General features: G+C 57.6%; 17 protein-coding genes. 14 read left to right on the top strand and 3 right to left on the bottom strand.

Annotated elements, in window-relative coordinates; genetic code table 11:
• Positions 1–461: 461 nt before the first annotated feature.
• The 5 genes from mgtA (at position 462) to AC07VR_RS05845 (ending at position 8951) form a co-directional block, all read left to right on the top strand.
• Complete coding sequence (gene mgtA, locus AC07VR_RS05865; RefSeq protein ID WP_494993935.1) at positions 462–3227, top strand: magnesium-translocating P-type ATPase; 2766 nt, start codon at positions 462–464, stop codon at positions 3225–3227.
• Between the two features lie 154 nt (positions 3228–3381).
• Positions 3382–4098, top strand: a complete 717-nt coding sequence (locus AC07VR_RS05860; RefSeq protein ID WP_494993934.1) for an MgtC/SapB family protein — start codon at positions 3382–3384, stop codon at positions 4096–4098.
• 190 nt (positions 4099–4288) lie between these two features.
• Positions 4289–4735 (top strand): response regulator, encoded by a 447-nt coding sequence (locus tag AC07VR_RS05855; protein ID WP_494993933.1) that lies wholly within the window; start codon positions 4289–4291, stop codon positions 4733–4735.
• 340 nt (positions 4736–5075) lie between these two features.
• The gene (locus AC07VR_RS05850) at positions 5076–5702 is read left to right on the top strand and encodes a response regulator (protein ID WP_495010688.1); all 627 of its coding nucleotides are present in this window, start codon (positions 5076–5078) and stop codon (positions 5700–5702) included.
• Entirely contained in the window at positions 5703–8951 is a 3249-nt protein-coding gene (locus AC07VR_RS05845) for a transporter substrate-binding domain-containing protein (protein ID WP_494993931.1), read from the top strand. It begins immediately after the preceding gene.
• Positions 8952–8973: 22 nt separating this feature from the next.
• Here the strand turns inward: AC07VR_RS05845 and dkgB are convergent, their stop codons facing one another.
• Positions 8974–9777, bottom strand: coding sequence for a 2,5-didehydrogluconate reductase DkgB (gene dkgB / locus AC07VR_RS05840; RefSeq protein WP_494993930.1), 804 nt, complete (start codon positions 9775–9777; stop codon positions 8974–8976).
• A 144-nt stretch (positions 9778–9921) separates the two neighbouring features.
• A complete protein-coding gene (locus tag AC07VR_RS05835; protein ID WP_494994079.1) occupies positions 9922–10830 on the bottom strand; it encodes a LysR substrate-binding domain-containing protein in 909 nt (302 codons plus the stop codon).
• Between the two features lie 107 nt (positions 10831–10937).
• On the opposite strand from AC07VR_RS05835, the gene AC07VR_RS05830 reads away from it, so the two are divergent.
• From AC07VR_RS05830 to AC07VR_RS05810, 5 genes are all read left to right on the top strand, one after another.
• Positions 10938–11804 (top strand): pirin family protein, encoded by an 867-nt coding sequence (locus tag AC07VR_RS05830; protein WP_495010687.1) that lies wholly within the window; start codon positions 10938–10940, stop codon positions 11802–11804.
• Positions 11805–11887: 83 nt separating this feature from the next.
• A complete protein-coding gene (locus AC07VR_RS05825) occupies positions 11888–12571 on the top strand; it encodes an isochorismatase family protein (RefSeq protein ID WP_495010686.1) in 684 nt (227 codons plus the stop codon).
• A gap of 56 nt (positions 12572–12627) precedes the next feature.
• Positions 12628–13254 carry an isochorismate family cysteine hydrolase YcaC gene (ycaC, locus tag AC07VR_RS05820; RefSeq protein ID WP_494993927.1) on the top strand — a complete coding sequence of 209 codons (627 nt, stop codon included), beginning with the start codon at positions 12628–12630 and terminating at the stop codon, positions 13252–13254.
• A gap of 246 nt (positions 13255–13500) precedes the next feature.
• Positions 13501–13812: a DUF485 domain-containing protein gene (locus AC07VR_RS05815; RefSeq protein WP_494993926.1), complete on the top strand. Its 312-nt coding sequence runs from the start codon at positions 13501–13503 to the stop codon at positions 13810–13812.
• Entirely contained in the window at positions 13809–15467 is a 1659-nt protein-coding gene (locus tag AC07VR_RS05810) for a cation acetate symporter (RefSeq protein ID WP_494993925.1), read from the top strand. The genes AC07VR_RS05815 and AC07VR_RS05810 overlap by 4 nt, the downstream gene beginning before the upstream one ends.
• Positions 15468–15776: 309 nt before the next feature.
• Here AC07VR_RS05810 and gltA read toward each other — a convergent pair whose 3' ends face one another.
• Positions 15777–17066 carry a citrate synthase gene (gene gltA, locus AC07VR_RS05805; RefSeq protein WP_494993924.1) on the bottom strand — a complete coding sequence of 430 codons (1290 nt, stop codon included), beginning with the start codon at positions 17064–17066 and terminating at the stop codon, positions 15777–15779.
• 363 nt (positions 17067–17429) lie between these two features.
• On the opposite strand from gltA, the gene sdhC reads away from it, so the two are divergent.
• From sdhC to AC07VR_RS05785, 4 genes are read left to right on the top strand one after another with little or no spacing between them, the layout of a single operon-like run.
• Positions 17430–17804, top strand: a complete 375-nt coding sequence (gene sdhC / locus AC07VR_RS05800; protein ID WP_494993923.1) for a succinate dehydrogenase, cytochrome b556 subunit — start codon at positions 17430–17432, stop codon at positions 17802–17804.
• Positions 17798–18166, top strand: coding sequence for a succinate dehydrogenase, hydrophobic membrane anchor protein (sdhD, locus tag AC07VR_RS05795; protein ID WP_494993922.1), 369 nt, complete (start codon positions 17798–17800; stop codon positions 18164–18166). Before sdhC ends, sdhD begins: the two co-directional genes overlap by 7 nt.
• 3 nt (positions 18167–18169) lie before the next feature.
• Positions 18170–19945 (top strand): succinate dehydrogenase flavoprotein subunit, encoded by a 1776-nt coding sequence (gene sdhA / locus AC07VR_RS05790; RefSeq protein WP_494993921.1) that lies wholly within the window; start codon positions 18170–18172, stop codon positions 19943–19945.
• An 11-nt stretch (positions 19946–19956) separates the two neighbouring features.
• Entirely contained in the window at positions 19957–20661 is a 705-nt protein-coding gene (locus AC07VR_RS05785; protein ID WP_494993920.1) for a succinate dehydrogenase iron-sulfur subunit, read from the top strand.
• Positions 20662–20702 lie beyond the last annotated feature (41 nt).

Below are 20702 nucleotides of genomic sequence, written 5' to 3'. Positions count from 1 at the left end.
CAAGATAACGCGCAGTCTCCTGTGCCGTTGTCTCGCCGAAAAGCGAGAAGCGGCATTCCGATCGCGGCCAGTCCTGGCCTGCATCCCGACGTCTCTCTCATCGACACTGAACAGTGCGTGATGCCCGGCCTTGAGCCGCATCGCTGTGCTACGGACGCGCCTGTCATTTTTGACCGGCGGGCCAAACCCGCTTTGCCTGTTACTCAGGCAAGGCCTCGGGTCGGCCATACCTGCTCGAAGGTTTCCTGGCTCTGACCGTTAGGGGGGAACAGCCATGGGCATCATCAATATTCTGACTCATCGCCGGCAACATCGACCTGCGCTGCCGGTACGACTGCGATTATTGCGGGCGTAAAGCCCTTCCTCGAGACCACAAAAATTATGACTGATTGTTCCGATTTAAGGCTGCCTGCGTAGTCACCTGAAAGAGGGTGAGGCGCAGGCGGTGCGGGAGTAACACCATGAAGCTCACCCTGTTGAAAGAAATCTTTGCCGGCTTCCTGCGGACCCGGCACTTTGCCCGGCACTTCCGCCGACTGGCGCTGTTGGAAAGTTTCACTGACGTCACCGTCAACCGTGAGGTACCGCCGACTCTGGCGCAAACCCTGGTCGCTGCAGCCAACAGTGAAGCGCCTGTATTGCTGGAAAAACTTGGCAGCCACAGCGATGGCTTGAGCGATATCGAGGCCAATGCGCTGCGTGAGCAATATGGCCTCAACGAGGTCGAGCACGAGCAACCCCTGCCATGGTGGACCCACCTGTGGCACTGCTACAAAAACCCCTTCAACCTGCTGCTGACGTTGCTTGCGGTCATCTCCTGGCTGACCGATGACATGAAAGCCGCCACGGTCATTTTCTCTATGGTCGTGCTCTCCACACTGCTGCGCTTCTGGCAGGAAGCCAAGTCCAACAAGGCCGCCGATGCCCTCAAGGCGATGGTGAGCAACACCGCGACGGTGATGCGTCGCGATTTCAGCGCTGAAGCTGCGCCGTTGTTCGGCAGGTTCCATGGCGCTTCGGTGGCGGTCAAAGGCGCGCAGCGCATCGAGTTGCCGATCAAACAACTGGTGCCTGGCGATCTGATCGTGCTCTCGGCCGGCGACATGATCCCCGCTGATTGCCGTGTGCTCGGCGCCAAGGACCTGTTCGTCAGCCAGGCAGCGATGACCGGCGAATCGATGCCGGTAGAGAAGTTCCCCCGTCAGCAAGACGGCGAGACCCGCAACCCGCTGGAACTTACGAACATCCTGTTCATGGGCACCAACGTGGTCTCCGGCGCGGCAACGGCGGTGATTTTGACCACCGGCAACAGCACTTATTTCGGAGCCCTGGCCCAGCGGGTCGGTGCCACTGATCGTGCGCCGACGTCGTTTCAGACGGGGGTCAACAAGGTCAGCTGGCTGCTGATTCGCTTCATGTTCGTGATGGCGCCGCTGGTGCTGTTCATCAACGGTTTCACTAAAGGTGACTGGATGGAAGCGCTGCTGTTCGCGCTGTCTATCGCCGTGGGCCTGACCCCGGAAATGCTGCCGATGATCGTCACCTCAACCCTGGCCAAAGGGGCGGTGTTTCTGTCGCGCAAAAAAGTCATCGTCAAACACCTTGATGCGATCCAGAACTTCGGCGCCATGGACGTGCTGTGCACCGACAAGACCGGCACCCTGACCCAGGACAAGATCTTTTTGGCGCGACATGTCGACGTCTGGGGCAAAGAGTCCGAGGACGTGCTGGAAATGGCTTACCTCAACAGCTACTACCAGACCGGCCTGAAAAACCTGCTGGATGTGGCGGTGCTTGAGCACGTTGAAGTCTACCGTGAGCTGAAAGTCGGCACCGCGTTCCGGAAGGTCGACGAGATTCCTTTCGACTTCACCCGGCGGCGCATGTCGGTGGTGGTGGCGGAGCAGGATCAAGCGCATTTGCTGATCTGCAAAGGCGCGGTGGAGGAGGTGCTGGCGGTGTGCAAACGTGTGCGCCATGGCGAGGCCGAGGAAGCCTTGACCGATGAGTTGCTGGCGCGGATTCGTCAGGTCACCGCCGAGCTCAATGAAGAAGGCCTGCGGGTGGTGGCAGTTGCCGCGCGAGCCATGCAAACCGGGCGCGATATCTATAGCCTGGCGGATGAGCAGGAACTGACGCTGATCGGCTACGTAGCGTTTCTCGATCCACCGAAGGAAAGCACCGCGCCCGCGCTCAAAGCGTTGGCAGCCCACGGCGTGGCAGTGAAAGTGCTGACCGGCGACAACGAACGGGTGACCGCGAAGATCTGCCGTGAAGTCGGGCTGGAGCAACAAGGCCTGTTGATGGGCAATGACATCGAACGCATGAGCGATGCCCAATTGGCCGTCGCGGTGGAGACCACCAACGTCTTCGCCAAGCTGACACCTTCCCACAAGGAGCGCATCGTTCGACTGCTCAAAGGTAACGGGCATGTGGTCGGTTTCATGGGCGACGGGATCAACGATGCGCCGGCGCTACGCACCGCCGACATTGGTATTTCGGTGGACAGCGCGGTGGACATCGCCAAGGAAGCGGCCGACATCATCCTTCTGGAAAAGAGCCTGATGGTGCTGGAGGAGGGCGTGCTGGAAGGCCGTCGGACCTTCGCCAATATGCTCAAGTACATCAAAATGACTGCCAGCTCGAATTTCGGCAACGTGTTCTCGGTGCTGGTGGCCAGCGCGTTCATTCCGTTCCTGCCGATGTTGCCGATGCACCTGCTGGTGCAGAACCTGCTGTATGACATCTCGCAGATCGCCATCCCGTTCGATAACGTCGATGAGCAAATGCTGAAAAAACCACAACGCTGGCAGCCGGGCGATGTCGGGCGTTTCATGCTGTTCTTCGGGCCCATCAGTTCGATCTTTGATCTGCTGACCTTCGCCTTGATGTGGTATGTCTTTGATGCCAATACGCCGGATCACCAAACCTTGTTCCAGTCGGGCTGGTTCGTGGTCGGATTGCTGACCCAGACACTGATCGTGCACATGATCCGTACACCGAAGATTCCATTCCTGCAAAGCCGCGCAGCCACGCCGTTGCTGGTGATGACCGGGATCATCATGACGGTTGGGATCTTCCTGCCGATGGGGCCGTTGGCGCACTACTTCAAACTGCAGGCGTTGCCGTCGCTGTACTTCGTGTTCCTGCCGGTGATTCTGCTGGCGTACATGGCACTGACCCAGGCGGTGAAAGGCTTCTACATCCGCCGGTTCGGCTGGCAATAAACCGATGATCGTTCCCACGCTCCCGCGTGGGAATGCCTCACTGGACGCTCTGCGTCTGCTCTGAATTGTGACGCGCAGCGTCACGGGCTGCATTCCTTTGCTGCGCGTGGGAACGATCGAAAGCCTCTCGCCACGAGAATCAAGGAAGGCATTCATGCAAGCGATCAACAATATCAACCTGGACTCTCTGGTCGACACCCTGGTCAGCCTCAGTGCGGCGTTCATCCTCGGTGGACTGATAGGTTTTGAACGCCAGTACCGCCAGCGCACAGCAGGGCTGCGGACCAACGTACTGGTGGCGGTGGGTGCGGCGATTTTCGTCGACATGGCCAACCGTCTCGGTGGCGCCGAAGGGGCCGTGCGGGTGGTCGCGTATGTGGTTTCCGGCATCGGCTTTCTCGGTGCCGGGGTGATCATGCGAGAGGAGGGCAACGTCCGTGGCCTGAACACCGCAGCGACCCTCTGGGCCTCGGCCGCAGTCGGTGCTTGCGCCGGTGCCGATCTGCTCCTTGAAGCGCTGCTCGGCACGCTGTTCGTCCTCGCGGCGAACACCTTGCTGCGGCCGATCGTCAACAACATCAACCGCCAGCCACTGGACGTGGTCTCGGCCGAGGTCACCAATATCGTCTACGTTATCGCTCGCCGATCGCAGCAAAAGGCCGTGCTGTCGTTGCTCGAAACCGAGCTGGAACGCTGCAATTACCCGGCGAGCGATGTCGATGTGCACGCGTTCGGCGCCCACGAGGTGGAGATCGAGGCCACGCTGGCCACCACCTCGGTCGATGGTGATGAGCTGGATGAATTGGTGGCGCGTATTTCCACTTCGACATTGGTGGTGCAAGCGTTCTGGAGTCCGAGTACGACGGAGTAGTTACGTCTGCCATCATTCAGTTTCATCCGCCTCGCAGCAACACCTTGGGACAAAGGCGTATCCGTAGGGAAATGGCAGGTTTCTTTGAGATAAGTCCTACATAAAACTGGCCGTGTCTCGCATAGCCTGCTGCCCTCACGGAAGTTGGCTGACGCAAGTCGGCTGGAACGTATTTGTCATGGTTGCCAAAATGTTGAATAAAACGTTACGAATCCTGATCGCCGATGAGCAGCATTTCCATCGAATGAAAATCGAGCGGATTTTGAATCAGCTGGGGTATTTCCGCATCGCTCCGGTGCATTGCGTAGAAGAGCTGTTAACCCTGGTGGAGTACGCTGGCGAGCCGTTCGATCTGGTGATGATCAGCGCATCATTGACGGCCGGAGTCGACCTCGATTTGCTGACGTTCTGTGGGGACAATCAGCAGATACATCGTGGGATTGTCTACGATGGCCAGCAGCTACACATCACTGCGAGCAAGGTTGGCCAACCTCGGAGGGTGCAGGTAATCCAGGCGCGAATGCCGGACTTTGAGTGGGTCAGGCAATTGATGGAAATAGTCGATCTCCACCCCCATGAAGCCAAGGTACCTGTGCTGCCATGGCTGCACGATGTTTATCAGAACAAAGCGGGTTAAAGGCTCAGGGGCGCGAGCCTGTTCAAGCCTTCACTTCTCACGTTGCTCCCCGATGGTTTTGGACGTCAGTCCCTGATTTGTTATCGCTCGTTTTGAATCGGCGAATGGCAAGGTTGACGCCTACAATCTTTAGCAACAAGCCACCTGGCGTCCGTCATTTCGCACCTGAGCGTGCAGGTTGGAACGTTACCGTTCGTCTGAACTGTCATTTCTTACAGGTAGTTGAGCTCACCCCGGCGTGCAAGAGTATTAGCGCAGGCGCAGCGGCGCTGCGCAGCCTGTCAGTCCCTCGCGGTTGAACCGCAGATGCCTGACGGTGGGATGCTTTATAGGAGTTTTCATGAGTAAAGCACTGGTTGTGGATGATCATCCGGTCATTCGAGCCGCGGTCAAGATGGTGCTTCAGAAGGAAAAGTTCCAGGCGATTCTGGAGGCCCGCAATGGCGTTGAGGCCGTGCAAATGGCCCGCGAACATAAACCGGACCTCGTCGTGCTGGATATCGCCATGCCCGGACTCGATGGTCTGGAAGTCTTGAACCGGCTCAAGGACCTGGAGTCGCCATGCCGGATGTTGGTGTACACCTCCCATGAGCCGGTTTTCTATTCCGCCCGCTGTATGAGAAGCGGCGCGTTGGGCTACATATCAAAAACCAATGATCTGGAGGAGTTGAGCAAAGCGATCGGTGCAGTGATGTCCGGTTATACCTACTTCCCTCGTTTACCTTCCAGCTCGGTGAACCCGGACCATCTCCAGTGCACGGAAATGCAATTGATCGAAAAATTGTCGGACCGTGAGTTGACGATTTTTCAAGCACTCGCCCGTGGTTTAAGTAACAAGGAAATCGCCGTGTCGATGCTCTTGAGCCACAAAACCGTCAGCACGTACAAAACCCGCTTGATCGAAAAACTCAATGTGACGTCGGCAGTTCATTTGAGGGATTTGGCCAGGCGTAATCATGTGATCTGAATGAAGACGCTCCTGCGCAAAGGGCTGGTAGCCTTGGTGTATTTCGAGGTGCTGTTTCTTTCGTCGGGCGCCAGTGCCCAGATGCAAGCCTTGCATCTGCTGGGGCGCTCGACGGTTCAGGATTACCGCGTCGAGCTGGATGAGGCGGACTGGCGCTGGCTAAAGGAGAAGGGCGTATTGCAGCTCGGCGCCTCGTCGCCGGACTATGCGCCATTCGACCTGACCCTCAATAACCACGACTTTGAAGGAATTACCGCGGACTACGCGGATCTGCTCGCCCAGTTGCTGCACATCAAGATCGAAGTGCAGCGCTATGAATCTCGTGAGGCCGTCATTGCCGCGCTGAAACGCGGGGAGCTGGACTTGTTAGGTACGGCCAACGGCTTTGAAGCAGTCGACCCGCAGTTGAGCATGTCCCGAGCTTACGCCGACGACTTGCCGACCCTGGTCACCCGCACTGGCGACAGCAGTGACTTGCCCGCCGACCTGGCAGGCAAGCGCCTGGCCATGCTCAATCACTACCTGCCGCCCTGGGTGGTTCGCACCTACTACCCTGATGCCAGCCTGCAACTTTACCCCTCGACCCTGAGTGCCATTGGTGCCGTGGCGTTTGGTCAGGCCGATGTGTACCTCGGTGACTCCATCAGCGCCAATTACCTGATCAACAATAATTACCTGAACAATGTCCAGCTGGCGGACTTCTCCCAACTGGAGATGAGTCCTTTTGCCTTCGCCATGGGCCGCGACAACCAGCGCTTGCGGCGTATTATCGACGCGGCCCTGGCGGCGATTCCGACCGACGAGCGCATGGCCATCCTGCGTCGCTGGAGCGCCGACAGCACGAGCCTGACCGGCCAGCAAGGATTGCACTTCAGCGCCAGCGAACAACGCTGGCTGGAAAAAAATCCGCGGCTGAAAGTAGCGATCATCGATGACTTCGTACCTCTTTCATTTTTTGATGAAAAAGGTGAATTCCGTGGGCTCAGTGCTCAGGTTCTGGCCAGGATCAGCCTGCGCACCGGGCTGAAATTCGACGTGCTGCGAGGCAGCTCGTTGAACAAGCAAATCGAGAAAGTCAAAGATGGCACGGCCGATCTTCTGGCGGTTATTACGCCCAGCACAGAGCGCGAGGCCGATTTGCTATTCACACGACCGTATCTGGTCAACCCGTTTGTGTTAGTCACAAGTACGGACCCCACAAGTCCCGGCACGCTGGACGACATGGTCGACAAGAGCCTGGCGCTGGTTCAAGGCAACGGGCTGCGAGAATTTGTGCGTGCGGCGGCTCCCGGCATCCGTTTCATTGATGTGGAAAACCAGGCTCAGGCAATGGAAATGGTAGCCAATGGACAGGCCGATGCCGCGCTGAGCTCACTGATCAGTGCGCGTTACATGATTTCCCGGCGATACCGCGATCGTTTGCATATCACCAGTACTGTGGGCACGGAACCGGCGCGCGTTACCTTTGCCACCAGCCACGACGCCCTCGAGTTGTATTCGATTCTGAATAAAGCCTTGTTGAGCATCCCGCCGGTAGAAATGGATGAGCTGACCAATCGTTGGCGCAATGAGGCAACAGTGCAAGACAGTTACTGGTTGCGCAATCGTGCGGCGATCATTCAGGGGTTTGCGTTCGCTGCAGGCTTGCTGTTGCTTGCGTTGGGCTGGATTGCCTATCAGCGCAGCCTGATCCGCAAGCGTCAGCAACTGCTGCTTCAGCTGCAGGAAGCCAAGGACGTCGCGGACGATGCCAATCGGGCCAAGACCACGTTTCTGGCGACCATGAGTCATGAAATCCGTACGCCGATGAACGCGCTGATCGGCATGCTCGAACTGGCGATGAAAAGTGCCGAGAAGGGCGTCACTGACCGTTCTTCGATTGAGGTGGCTTCCGCCGCGGCGCGTGATTTGCTGGACTTGATCGGCGACATTCTAGACATCGCGCGGATTGAGTCAGGGCATCTTTCGTTGACCCGGGAACGGGTCAATCTGCGCACACTGGTTGTGTCTGTAGCAAGAGTCTTCGAAGGGCTGGCACGGGACAAGCACCTGCGATTGGTCCTGGATCTGGACCTCAAGAGTGACCGTGAAGTGCTGATCGACCCGTTGCGCTTCAAACAGATTATTTCCAATGTACTGAGCAACGCCATCAAGTTCACCCACCGGGGTGAAGTGCGCTTGAACGTGCAGGTCGAACCTGGAACTCACCAAGAGCATTTGGCCATTCGAATACGGGTCGAGGATACCGGCATCGGTATCAGCCTTCATGATCAGCAACGCTTGTTCAGCCCGTTCACTCAGGCTGACAACCCCGCCCAATCAGCGCGTAGCGGATCGGGCCTGGGGTTGGTCATCAGCCGTTCGCTATGTGAAATGATGGGTGGCCAATTGCAGCTGAGCAGTGTTCTGGGCGAAGGGACGCAGATTGAGGTCACGCTGGAGGTGCTGGCTTTGCAGGCGCTGGCTCAACCGACACCAGCCGCCACGGTCGAGCAGTTGCCCACTGAGCCGCTGAATATTCTGGTGGTCGACGACTATCCGGCCAATCGTCTGTTGCTGGCCCGGCAGTTGAGCTATCTGGGTCATTGTACGCAGGAGGCCGAGGACGGTGAGCAGGGCCTTGAACTGTGGCGAAATCATCCATTCGATGTGGTCATCACCGATTGCAATATGCCGGCCATGAACGGCTACGAACTGACCGGCGCCATTCGCGATGAAGAGAAGGCCAACGGTCTTGAAGCCTGTTTGATCCTTGGTTTTACCGCTAATGCCCAGCGCGAGGAAAAGGTTCGTTGTATGGAGGCGGGGATGGATGACTGCCTGTTCAAACCCATCAGCCTGCAAGACCTGAGTGCTCGACTGGCATCCAGGACTTCAGGCGCGACGTCGATACCGCTTGAACAGGCCACGGGGCAAACATCTGCTGAAATTGACCTGAGCAGTCTGGAGCAATGGGTCGGTGCAGACCGGATGTTGATCAACGATTTGCTGAGTGAACTGGCCTCCAGCAATGAAAAGGACCTGGCCCGGCTGCGGGATTTTTACGCCAACCGCGACCGTGATGGCCTCAGGGATCTGGCACACCGGATCAAGGGCGGCGCTCGGGTCGTCAATGCGCACCGCTTGATCCTGTGTTGCGAACATCTGGAAAGGGCCATAGGCGAACGCGACGCCGCGTCACTGACGCACGCGGTCGCGGCTTTGCAACACGCCATGGAGCGCCTGGCTCACTTCCTGGCGCAGCACTGACCACAGCACGCGCGTCAGTGGCTCAATCCCAAATTGGCGCGATGCCTTTGGGGCTGGTCAGGCGGTAATCTCGTTCAAGGGTGCTGATCAGCTCCATGTCGGCAGCACTCAAGGTCAAGGTACGGGCCTTCAGGTTGCTTTGCAGATTGGCGCGCTTGGTGGAGGACGGAATCACGGCGTATCCGGACTGCATGGCCCATGCGAGCGTGACTTGCGCTGGGGTGGCCTGATGCCGATCGGCAATGTGCTGAATCAATGGATCTTTCAGGACTTCACCGTAGGCCAGGGTCATGTATGACGTGATCTGGATGCCCTGGCTTTGAGCAAAACCGACGACTGTGCGGTTTTGCAGGTAGGGATGAAGTTCGATCTGGTTGGTGGCTATATTCTCCGCACCGACGGCGGCGATGGCTTGTTTCATCAGGTCGACGGTAAAGTTGGAAATGCCGATCTGCCGGGTCAGGCCTTGCTGTCTGGCCTCCAGTAGCGCACCCATGAATTCGGCGACCGGCACCTGGTCTTCAGGGGATGGCCAATGAATCAGGGTCAGGTCCAGGTAGTCGGTCTGCAGTTTGCGCAGGCTTTCCTTGAGACTCTCGATCAGCGTGTCTTTGGCGAAGTTGGCAACCCAGATCTTGCTGGTAATGAACAGCTCTTCGCGAGGGATACCGCTGGCAGCGATGGCCTGGCCGACTTCAGCTTCGTTCTCGTAGATCTGCGCGGTGTCGATTACCCGGTAGCCCAACTCAAGAGCGCTGCTCACCGAATCGATGACCACTTGGCCCTGTAGACGAAAAGTACCGAGACCGAACGCGGGAATAGACATGCATGACTCCAATGGTTGCAGTGGGAATGGCCACGAGTATCCCGGTCTGCATCGCATGGAAAAACCGCCGAAATGGCAAAGCAATGTTTACCGCAAGTCACGAATGAGTTCGGGTAGCCGATCCTTACCCCCGAGCCTTTGGAATCAGGCAATGTCGCTCTGACTGAACTCTTCACCGAGGAAATCGATCAAGGTCCGCACCGATGGCAGCAATCCACGGCGCGAGGGGAATATGACGTGGACGATGCCGGATTTTGGCGTCCAGCCCGGCACCAGCTGGATAAGCCTGCCAGCGGCGAGATCTTCGCGCACCACCACGCTGGGTAGGTGGGCAATGCCGATGCCGGCCAGCACCGCGTGGCGCAGGGCAATGAGGTCGTCAGTGACCATCCGCGGATGATGGCCGATCACGGCGCTGGCGGCATTCGGGCCGAACAGTTCCCAGTGATATTCGCGCTGCGCCGTCCCCCAATGCAGGCTCGGCAGGCCGCTGAGGTCGGCGGGGGAGGAGGGGGACGACAGGTGCGTCAGAAAGCTCGGGCTACCCACCAGGCATTGAGTGCTGTTGCCCAACACTTTCATCACCAGATCGCTGCTTTCCAGTGGCGGAAATCGCACCCGCAGGGCGATATCGAACCCTTCGTGGATCAAGTCGACTCGACGGTTGGTGCTTTCGATAAACAGTTCCACCCGCGGGTACTTGAGCATGTAACGGGTCAGCATCGGCCCCACCCATGAATTGAGCAGCGCCGTCGGACAACTGATACGCACCAGTCCTTGAGGTTCGGAGCGGTTGCGCTCGATGACCTCCGCCGCACTTTCAGCTTCCACTCGCATGGCCAGGCAACGCTGGTAGTACTCCTGGCCGATCTCGGTCAACGAACAGTGCCGGCTGGTGCGGTGAATCAGCCGCACGCCGAGGCGTTCTTCCAGCTGCGAAATACGTCGGCTGAGTTTTGACTTGGGCATGTACAAGGCTCGCCCGGCAGCGGCGAAACCACCGTGTTCCACGACTTGAGTGAAGTAGTAAAGGGTGTTCAGGTCTTCCACTATCGTTCTCCAAATAGAACGCTATGGGTGATTTTTGCAGTCTAGCGTAGCAAAGGTGTCGGATTTAAGGTGTGTCCATGGTTTCACTCACCCACTTTCGGAGGCACACCATGAAAAAAATCATCGGTATCTACACCAGCCCAAGAGCGCATTGGGTGGGCGACGGTTTCCCGGTTCGCACATTGTTTTCCTATGACAGCCTGGGCAAACACGTCAGCCCGTTCTTGCTGCTCGATCACGCCGGCCCTGCTGAATTCGCGCCGACCACACAGCGCCGGGGCGTGGGTCAACACCCGCATCGCGGTTTCGAAACCGTGACCATCGTCTACAAGGGCGAGCTGGAACACCGTGACTCCACCGGCAGCGGCGGCAAGATCGGTCCTGGCGACGTGCAGTGGATGACCGCAGCTTCGGGGATCCTGCATGAAGAATTCCATTCTGAAGATTTCGCCCGCAGTGGCGGCACTCTGGAAATGGTCCAGTTGTGGGTCAACCTGCCTGCCCGGGACAAGATGGCTGACGCCGGCTACCAGACCATTCTCGATGGCGATATTCCGAACCTGGCGCTCAAGGACCAGGCCGGCAGCCTGAGGCTGATCGCCGGTGAATTCGACGGTCACAAAGGGCCGGCACGGACCTTCACCCCGATCGATGTCTGGGACATTCGCTTGAATGCCGGTAAAGCGCTGACGCTGGACCTGCACGAAGGTCGCAATACGGCGTTGGTGGTGCTGCGCGGCACGGTTCAGGTCAACGGTCAGGAGCGGGTTCGGGAAGGGCAGTTGGTCTTGTTCGAACGCAACGGTAATCAGATCAGCCTGGAGGCTAATCACGATGCCGTGGTGCTGCTGCTCAGTGGCGAGCCGATCGATGAACCCATCGTCGGCCACGGACCGTTCGTGATGAACACCGAGGCGCAAATCCATCAGGCCTTTGCCGACTTCCAGTCCGGCCAATTCGGCCAGATGCACGGCTGATACACAACTCCGCTCTACACAGGACACGTAGGTCGGTTCACTGGCCAGGGATGGCTGTCGCCAAAAATAAAGAGGAAACACTCATGAACATGACCAATGCGGCCAACTTCAATGGCCTGAAACCGACCATCGACCCCAACGACAGTGCGCTGCTGTTGATCGACCACCAGAGCGGGCTGTTCCAGATCGTCAAGGATATAGACGTCCCGCAACTGCGCGCCAACGCCATCGCCCTGGCCAAAGCCGCGACCTTGTTGAAAATGCCGGTGATCACCACAGCTTCGGTGCCCCAAGGGCCGAACGGGCCGTTGATCCCGGAGATTCACCAAGAGGCACCGCACGCTCAATACGTCGCCCGCAAAGGCGAAATCAACGCCTGGGACAACCCGGAATTTCACGCGGCAGTGAAAGCCACCGGCAAGAAAACCCTGGTGATCGCAGGCACGCTGACCAGCGTCTGCCTGGCCTTTCCATCAATCGCCGCGGTGCATGAAGGCTACAAGGTATTCGCAGTGGTTGATGCCTCGGGCAACCACTCCAAACTTGCCACTGATCTGACAATTGCTCGTTTGTCTCAGGCTGGAGTGGTGCCGATCGACATCATGGCAACGCTTTCTGAGCTGCAAGGTTCGTGGAACCGCCCCGACGCCGAGCAGTGGGCTGCCGTCTACGCCCAGGCCATGCCGCATTATCAATTGCTGATCGAAAGCTACCTCAAGGCTCAGCAAGTGGCAAACGAACACGAAGTGCTGGATTCCCAGCGCTAACCGAGTACCCGACGCCGACTTCTATTCGGCATCGATAAGAAGCGAGGACTACTGCAATGACTACCTCTTACAAACGTCTGGATAAAAACAACGCCGCCGTTCTGTTGGTCGATCATCAGGCTGGCCTGCTGTCGCTGGTTCGCGATATCGAACCGGACCGGTTCAAGAACAACGTGCTGGCCCTGGCCGATCTGGCCAAGTACTTCAAGCTGCCGACGATCCTCACCACCAGTTTCGAGACCGGCCCCAACGGTCCGCTGGTGCCGGAATTGAAAGCGCTGTTCCCGGAGGCGCCATACATTGCCCGCCCAGGGCAAATCAACGCCTGGGACAATGAAGACTTCGTCAAGGCGATCAAGGCCACCGGCAAAAAACAACTGATCATCGCCGGCGTAGTCACCGAAGTCTGCGTGGCATTCCCGGCGCTTTCGGCACTGGCTGAAGGCTTCGAGGTGTTTGTGGTTACCGATGCTTCCGGCACCTTCAATGAACTCACCCGGCAGTCGGCCTGGGATCGCATGTCGGCATCCGGTGCACAGTTGATGACCTGGTTCGGCCTGGCCTGCGAGCTGCACCGCGACTGGCGCAACGATGTGGAAGGGCTGGCCACCTTGTTCTCCAACCACATCCCTGACTACCGCAACCTGATGACCAGCTACAACACCTTGACCAACGGCAAATAAGGACGGGCTCCGTAGCAGCTGGCATAGCCTGCGTCCGAGCGCGGAGCGAGCCGAACGTAGCCTTCGGCAACTGCTACGGATACAGCTCAAACAGGGGCTCGCAAGAGGCCCCTGTTTTTGTTTTGGGGGGGAGTCATTGGCGGCAGCGCTAATATCGTTCTAATACTAAGGTCGTCTGGAACCCGTTCCGCAGCGGCATAGAGTGGAATACGTTCTAACTAAATCTGTGCTGCGAGGATAAAAACAATGAACGACAGCATTTACCTCTCGATTCAAAACAGCCCGCGTTTCAAGGAGCTGGTCAGCAAAAGAGAGCGGTTCGCCTGGATTCTCTCGGCGATCATGCTTGGGCTTTACTCGGGCTTCATCCTTTTGATTGCCTACGGGCCGCATTTACTGGGGGCGAAAATCAGCCCTGGGTCATCGATTACCTGGGGGATACCGATTGGTGTCGGGCTGATTGTTTCGGCCTTTGTCCTCACTGCAATCTACGTTCGACGCGCCAACGGCGAATTCGACGACCTGAACAATGCGATTCTCAAGGAGGCTCAGCAATGATCCGGCGTCTATTGGCAGCTTTAGGCATTGCAGCCTTCGCACCGGCAGTTTGGGCTGCCGAGGCGCTCACCGGCGAAGTACACAAACAACCGCTCAACGTTTCGGCGATCCTGATGTTCGTGGTCTTCGTCGGTGCGACGCTGTGCATCACTTATTGGGCATCCAAGCGCAGCAAGTCGGCAGCCGACTACTACGCGGCGGGTGGCAAGATCACCGGTTTGCAGAACGGTCTGGCGATTGCCGGTGACTACATGTCGGCGGCGTCCTTCCTGGGGATTTCCGCGCTGGTGTTCGCCTCTGGCTACGATGGTCTGATTTATTCGATCGGCTTCCTGGTGGGCTGGCCGATCATTTTGTTTCTGATCGCCGAGCGTCTGCGTAACCTGGGTAAATACACCTTTGCCGACGTGGCGTCCTACCGCCTTGGGCAAACCCAGATTCGCACCCTGTCAGCCTGCGGTTCGCTGGTGGTGGTGGCGTTCTACCTGATTGCGCAAATGGTCGGCGCCGGCAAGCTGATTCAGCTGCTGTTCGGGCTCGATTACCATGTCGCAGTGATTATGGTGGGGATCCTGATGTGCCTCTATGTGTTGTTCGGCGGCATGCTGGCGACCACCTGGGTGCAGATCATCAAGGCCGTGCTGTTGTTGTCCGGTGCGTCGTTCATGGCACTGATGGTGATGAAGCACGTCAACTTCGATTTCAACACGCTGTTCTCCGAAGCGGTCAAGGTTCACCCTAAAGGTGAGGCGATCATGAGTCCCGGCGGGCTGGTGAAGGATCCGGTTTCGGCATTCTCCCTCGGTCTGGCGCTGATGTTCGGTACTGCAGGTCTGCCGCATATTCTGATGCGCTTCTTCACCGTGAGTGACGCTAAAGAAGCCCGTAAAAGTGTGTTGTACGCCACAGGCTTCATCGGCTATTTCTACATTCTGACGTTCATTATCGGCTTTGGCGCTATCCTGCTGGTCAGCACTAACCCGGCCTTCAAGGACGCTGCGGGGGCGCTGTTGGGCGGCAACAACATGGCGGCGGTGCACCTGGCCAATGCGGTGGGCGGCAGTATCTTCCTCGGCTTCATTTCGGCGGTGGCATTCGCCACCATTCTGGCGGTGGTTGCCGGTCTGACCCTGGCCGGGGCCACGGCGGTGTCTCACGACCTGTACGCCAGTGTGATCAAGAAGGGCAAGGCTAACGAGAAGGATGAGATCCGTGTTTCGAAGATCACCACCATCGCCTTGGGCGTGTTGGCGATCGTTCTGGGTATTCTGTTCGAAAGCCAGAACATCGCGTTCATGGTGGGTCTGGCGTTCTCGATCGCTGCCAGCTGCAACTTCCCGGTGCTGCTGCTTTCCATGTACTGGAAGAAGCTGACCACTCGCGGTGCGATGGTCGGTGGCTGGATGGGGCTGATCAGTGCCGTTGGTCTGATGGTCCTTGGTCCAACCATTTGGGTGCAGATCATGGGGCACGAGAAGGCGATCTTCCCGTATGAGTACCCGGCGCTGTTCTCGATGGCCATTGCCTTTGTCGGGATCTGGTTCTTCTCCATCACTGACAAGTCCGCTGCGGCTGACAATGAGCGGGCGCTGTTCTTCCCGCAATTCGTACGCTCGCAGACCGGTTTGGGCGCGAGTGGGGCGGTGTCGCACTAACGTACAGACATGTATGAGCTTCTATATATAAGCTGCGTTAAATAGAAATGCCCCGGTCGAGAGATCGGGGCATTTTTTGTTGGTTGTGCATAAGACTTCTGTAGGAGCCGAGCTTGCTCGCGATGGCGGCCTGACAGCCGGCCTGTGGTTTGGTTGGGGGGATATCGATTTACTGTGGGGTTGCTCGCGATAGCGGTAGGGCGGTCGCGGCAATGCCAGGAGGGCGGGGCAGGGCATCACACAAACAAATACGGCCTCTATTAAAGAGGCCGTACTCGATGAATCCAGGACGTTATCGCAAGACAGGTCTTATTTGCGGTCTTCCAGATTGGGGATGTCACGCGACTCGTAGCCGGTGTACAGCTGGCGCGGGCGACCGATCTTGTACGGGCTGGAGAGCATTTCTTTCCAGTGGGAGATCCAGCCAACGGTCCGCGCCAGGGCGAAGATCACGGTGAACATGCTGGTTGGAATGCCGATCGCCTTGAGGATGATCCCCGAGTAGAAGTCGACGTTCGGGTACAGCGAGCGCTCGATGAAGTACGGATCGGTCAGGGCGATCTCTTCCAGGCGCATGGCCAGTTCGAGTTGTGGATCGTTGGTGATGCCCAGCTCTTTCAGTACTTCGTCGCAGGTCTGCTTCATCACGGTTGCGCGTGGGTCGCGGTTTTTGTAAACCCGGTGACCGAAGCCCATCAACTTGAACGGATCGTTCTTGTCTTTGGCCTTGGCGATGTACTTGTCGATGTTCGATACATCGCCAATTTCGTCGAGCATGCTCAACACTGCTTCGTTGGCGCCGCCGTGAGCCGGGCCCCAGAGTGCAGCGATACCGGCGGCGATACAGGCAAACGGGTTGGCACCCGAAGAGCCCGCCAGGCGTACGGTAGAAGTCGATGCGTTCTGCTCGTGGTCGGCATGGAGGATGAAGATCCGGTCCATGGCCTTGGCGAGTACCGGGCTGATCGGTTTGATCTCGCACGGGGTGTTGAACATCATGTGCAGGAAGTTTTCCGCGTACGTCAGGTCGTTGCGCGGGTACATCATGGGCTGGCCCATGGAGTACTTGTAAACCATCGCTGCCATGGTTGGCATCTTGGCAACCAGGCGGATCGCGGAGATTTCGCGATGCTGCGGGTTATTGATGTCCAGGGAGTCGTGGTAGAAGGCCGAGAGGGCGCCGACTACGCCGCACATGACGGCCATCGGGTGGGCGTCACGACGGAAGCCGTTGAAGAAGCTCTTCAGCTGCTCGTGGACCATGGTGTGGTTTTTCACGGTGCTGACGAACTGGGCCTTCTGCTCTGCGGTCGGCAGTTCGCCGTTGAGCAGCAGATAGCAGGTCTCCAGGTAGTCCGACTTCTCGGCCAGCTGTTCGATCGGGTAGCCGCGGTGTAGCAGGATGCCGTTGTCGCCGTCGATATAGGTGATCTTCGACTCGCAAGAGGCAGTCGACATGAAGCCTGGGTCAAAGGTGAAACGGCCCGTGGCCGTCAGGCCCCGAACATCGATAACATCGGGACCAACGGTGCCGGTTAAAATGGGCAGCTCGACGGGGGCTGCGCCCTCGATGATCAACTGCGCTTTTTTGTCAGCCATGTGGCCTCCTATTTATGCTTGAAATCATCAGACAGACCCCCCACGCAGGGCCCGCACCACTATAGTGAGATAAATTTGAATGTCAATTTGCCTAAAGTCTTGCCCCAGAAGGCTTTAACCGGACTTTTTCCTCGAAATTCCCCGCCATTTACGCCTTTTATTCCACTTGTGCAATGAGCTATTAGGGGAAGGTGATTGCGTTGTCATTAGTGACCTAACTGTCTATACTCGGCCTCCGACCTCCAGGGGCTTTTGGGCCTGCTTTAATGGGGGTCGCACTCCCTGGGTGGTGGGTACCTGACCAGTGCACTCCCCAACAACTTTGCCCTGATTGTTAGGGGCTCTTCAGTGTGAAAAAAAGCCGTGAATAGCCAACGACCTGTAAACCTAGACCTAAGGACCATCAAACTCCCAGTCACTGCTTACACGTCCATTCTTCACCGTATATCCGGTGTCATCCTCTTTGTCAGCCTTGCCATCATGCTTTATGCATTGGACAAGTCGCTGAGTTCAGAAGAAGGCTTCGGTCAGGTGAAAGCGTGTCTGACCAGTCCGCTAGCCAAGCTAGTGATTTGGGGCATCCTGTCCGCCTTGCTGTATCACCTGGTAGCCGGTGTGCGCCACTTGATCATGGATATGGGCATCGGTGAGACGCTGGAAGGCGGCCAACGAGGCTCGAAAATCGTTATCGCCGTTTCCGTGGTGGTAATCGTTCTGGCAGGAGTTTGGATATGGTAACTAATGTCACGAACCTTTCGCGTTCGGGCCTCTATGACTGGATGGCACAACGTGTGTCTGCGGTCGTTCTCGCGGCTTACTTCATTTTCCTGATCGGATACATCATTGCGCACCCAGGCCTTGGCTACGCCCAATGGCATGAACTGTTCGCAAACAACTGGATGCGTATCTTCAGTCTGCTGGCTCTGGTCGCTCTGGGCGCTCATGCCTGGGTTGGCATGTGGACCATCGCTACCGATTACCTGACGCCAATGGCGTTCGGCAAGTCGGCGACTGCAATACGTTTCCTCTTCCAGGCAGTATGCGGCGTTGCGATGTTCGCTTACTTCGTCTGGGGCGTGCAGATTCTTTGGGGTATCTGATTCATGGCTAACACAGTTAATACGCTTTCGTTCGACGCCATTATCATTGGCGGCGGCGGTGCTGGCATGCGCGCTGCGCTGCAGCTGGCACAAGGTGGTCACAAGACTGCCGTTATCACCAAGGTTTTCCCGACTCGTTCGCACACCGTATCCGCTCAGGGTGGCATTACCTGCGCCATCGCTTCGGCCGATCCGAACGATGACTGGCGCTGGCACATGTACGATACCGTCAAGGGTTCCGACTACATCGGTGACCAGGACGCTATCGAATACATGTGTTCCGTAGGTCCGGAAGCGGTCTTCGAGCTCGAGCACATGGGCTTGCCGTTCTCCCGTACCGAGCAGGGCCGCATCTATCAGCGTCCGTTCGGCGGTCAGTCGAAAGACTTCGGCAAGGGCGGTCAGGCTGCCCGTACCTGTGCTGCTGCCGACCGTACCGGTCACGCACTGCTGCACACTCTTTATCAGGCAAACCTGAAAGCGGGTACCGTATTCCTCAACGAATACTATGCAGTGGATCTGGTGAAAAACCAGGATGGCGCCTTCGTCGGCATCATCGCGATCTGCATCGAAACCGGTGAAACCTCCTACATTCGCGCTAACGCCACCGTATTGGCGACTGGCGGTGCCGGTCGTATCTATTCGTCCACCACCAACGCCCTGATCAACACCGGTGACGGCGTCGGCATGGCTCTGCGTGCTGGCGTGCCGGTACAAGACATCGAAATGTGGCAGTTCCACCCAACCGGCATCGCCGGCGCCGGTGTACTGGTTACTGAAGGCTGCCGCGGTGAAGGCGGTTACCTGATCAACAAGCACGGTGAGCGTTTCATGGAGCGTTATGCTCCGAACGCCAAAGACCTTGCTGGTCGTGACGTTGTAGCCCGCTCCATGGTTAAAGAGATCATCGCCGGCAACGGTTGTGGTCCGGACGGCGACCACGTACTGCTCAAACTCGATCACCTTGGTGAAGAAGTACTGCACAGCCGTCTGCCAGGCATCTGCGAACTGTCCAAGACTTTCGCCCACGTTGATCCGGTTGTTGCTCCGGTTCCAGTGGTTCCAACCTGCCACTACATGATGGGCGGCGTTGCCACCAACATTCATGGCCAGGCGATCACTCAGGACGCCAGCGGCGTCGATACCATCATCCCTGGCCTGTTCGCGGTCGGTGAAGTGGCGTGCGTTTCGGTTCACGGTGCGAACCGTCTGGGCGGTAACTCGCTACTCGATCTGGTGGTGTTCGGTCGTGCGGCCGGTCTCTTCCTGGAACAAACCCTGAAAGAAGGCGTTGACTACACTCGCGCCCGCCAGTCTGACATCGACGCTGCTCTGGCGCGTCTCGATGGCCTGAACTCGCGTACCGAAGGCGAAGATGTCGCGACCCTGCGTAAAGAGCTGCAAAGCTGCATGCAGAACTACTTCGGTGTATTCCGTACCGGTGAATACATGCAGAAGGGTATTGCTCAGCTGGCTGATCTGCGTGGCCGTATCGCCAACGTCAAGATCAACGACAAGAGCCAGGCGTTCAACACTGCGCGTATCGAAGCGCTCGAGCTGCAAAACCTGCTTGAAGTGGCCGAAGCTACGGCGATTGCAGCAGAAACCCGTAAAGAGTCCCGCGGTGCTCACGCCCGTGAAGACTTCGAAGATCGCGACGACGTCAACTGGCTGTGCCACACCCTGTACTTCCCTGGTGAGAAGCGCGTTGCCAAGCGTGCCGTGAACTTCTCGCCAAAAACAGTCCCGACCTTTGAACCAATGATTCGGACTTATTAAGGGTGGCCGATATGTTGAATGTCAGTGTTTATCGTTACAACCCTGATCAGGACGCCGCGCCGTTCATGCAGGAATTCCAGGTCAATACCAACGGTAAAGACCTGATGGTGCTGGACGTGCTGGCCCTGATCAAAGAGCAGGACGAAGGTTTCTCCTATCGTCGCTCTTGCCGTGAAGGTGTCTGCGGCTCCGACGGCATGAACATCAACGGCAAAAACGGTCTGGCCTGCGTCACGCCGCTGTCTGCTGTTGTAAAAGGCAACAAGTTGATCGTTCGTCCGCTGCCAGGTTTGCCGGTTATCCGTGACCTGGTCGTCGATATGAGCATCTTCTACAAGCAGTACGAAAAAGTTAAGCCATTCCTGCAGAACGACACGCCGGCTCCGGCCATCGAGCGTCTGCAGTCTCCAGAAGAGCGTGAAAAGCTCGATGGTCTGTACGAGTGCATTCTGTGCGCTTGCTGCTCGACCTCTTGCCCGTCCTTCTGGTGGAACCCGGACAAGTTCCTGGGTCCAGCTGCGCTGCTGCAAGCTTATCGCTTCCTGGCAGACAGCCGTGACACCCGGACTTCCGAGCGTCTGGCTTCGCTGGATGACCCGTTCAGCGTATTCCGCTGCCGCGGGATCATGAACTGCGTCAGCGTTTGTCCGAAAGGCCTGAACCCGACTAAGGCCATCGGACACGTGCGTAACATGCTGCTGCAAAGCGGCATTTGATTCAGTTGTTGTAACCGTAGGACCGCTGTACCCGTAAATGC

Source organism: Pseudomonas sp. GW821-FHT02H09 (genome assembly GCF_059421425.1).
Note: the sequence above shows the minus strand (reverse complement) of the source record. Positions and strands in the feature narration are given on the sequence as shown.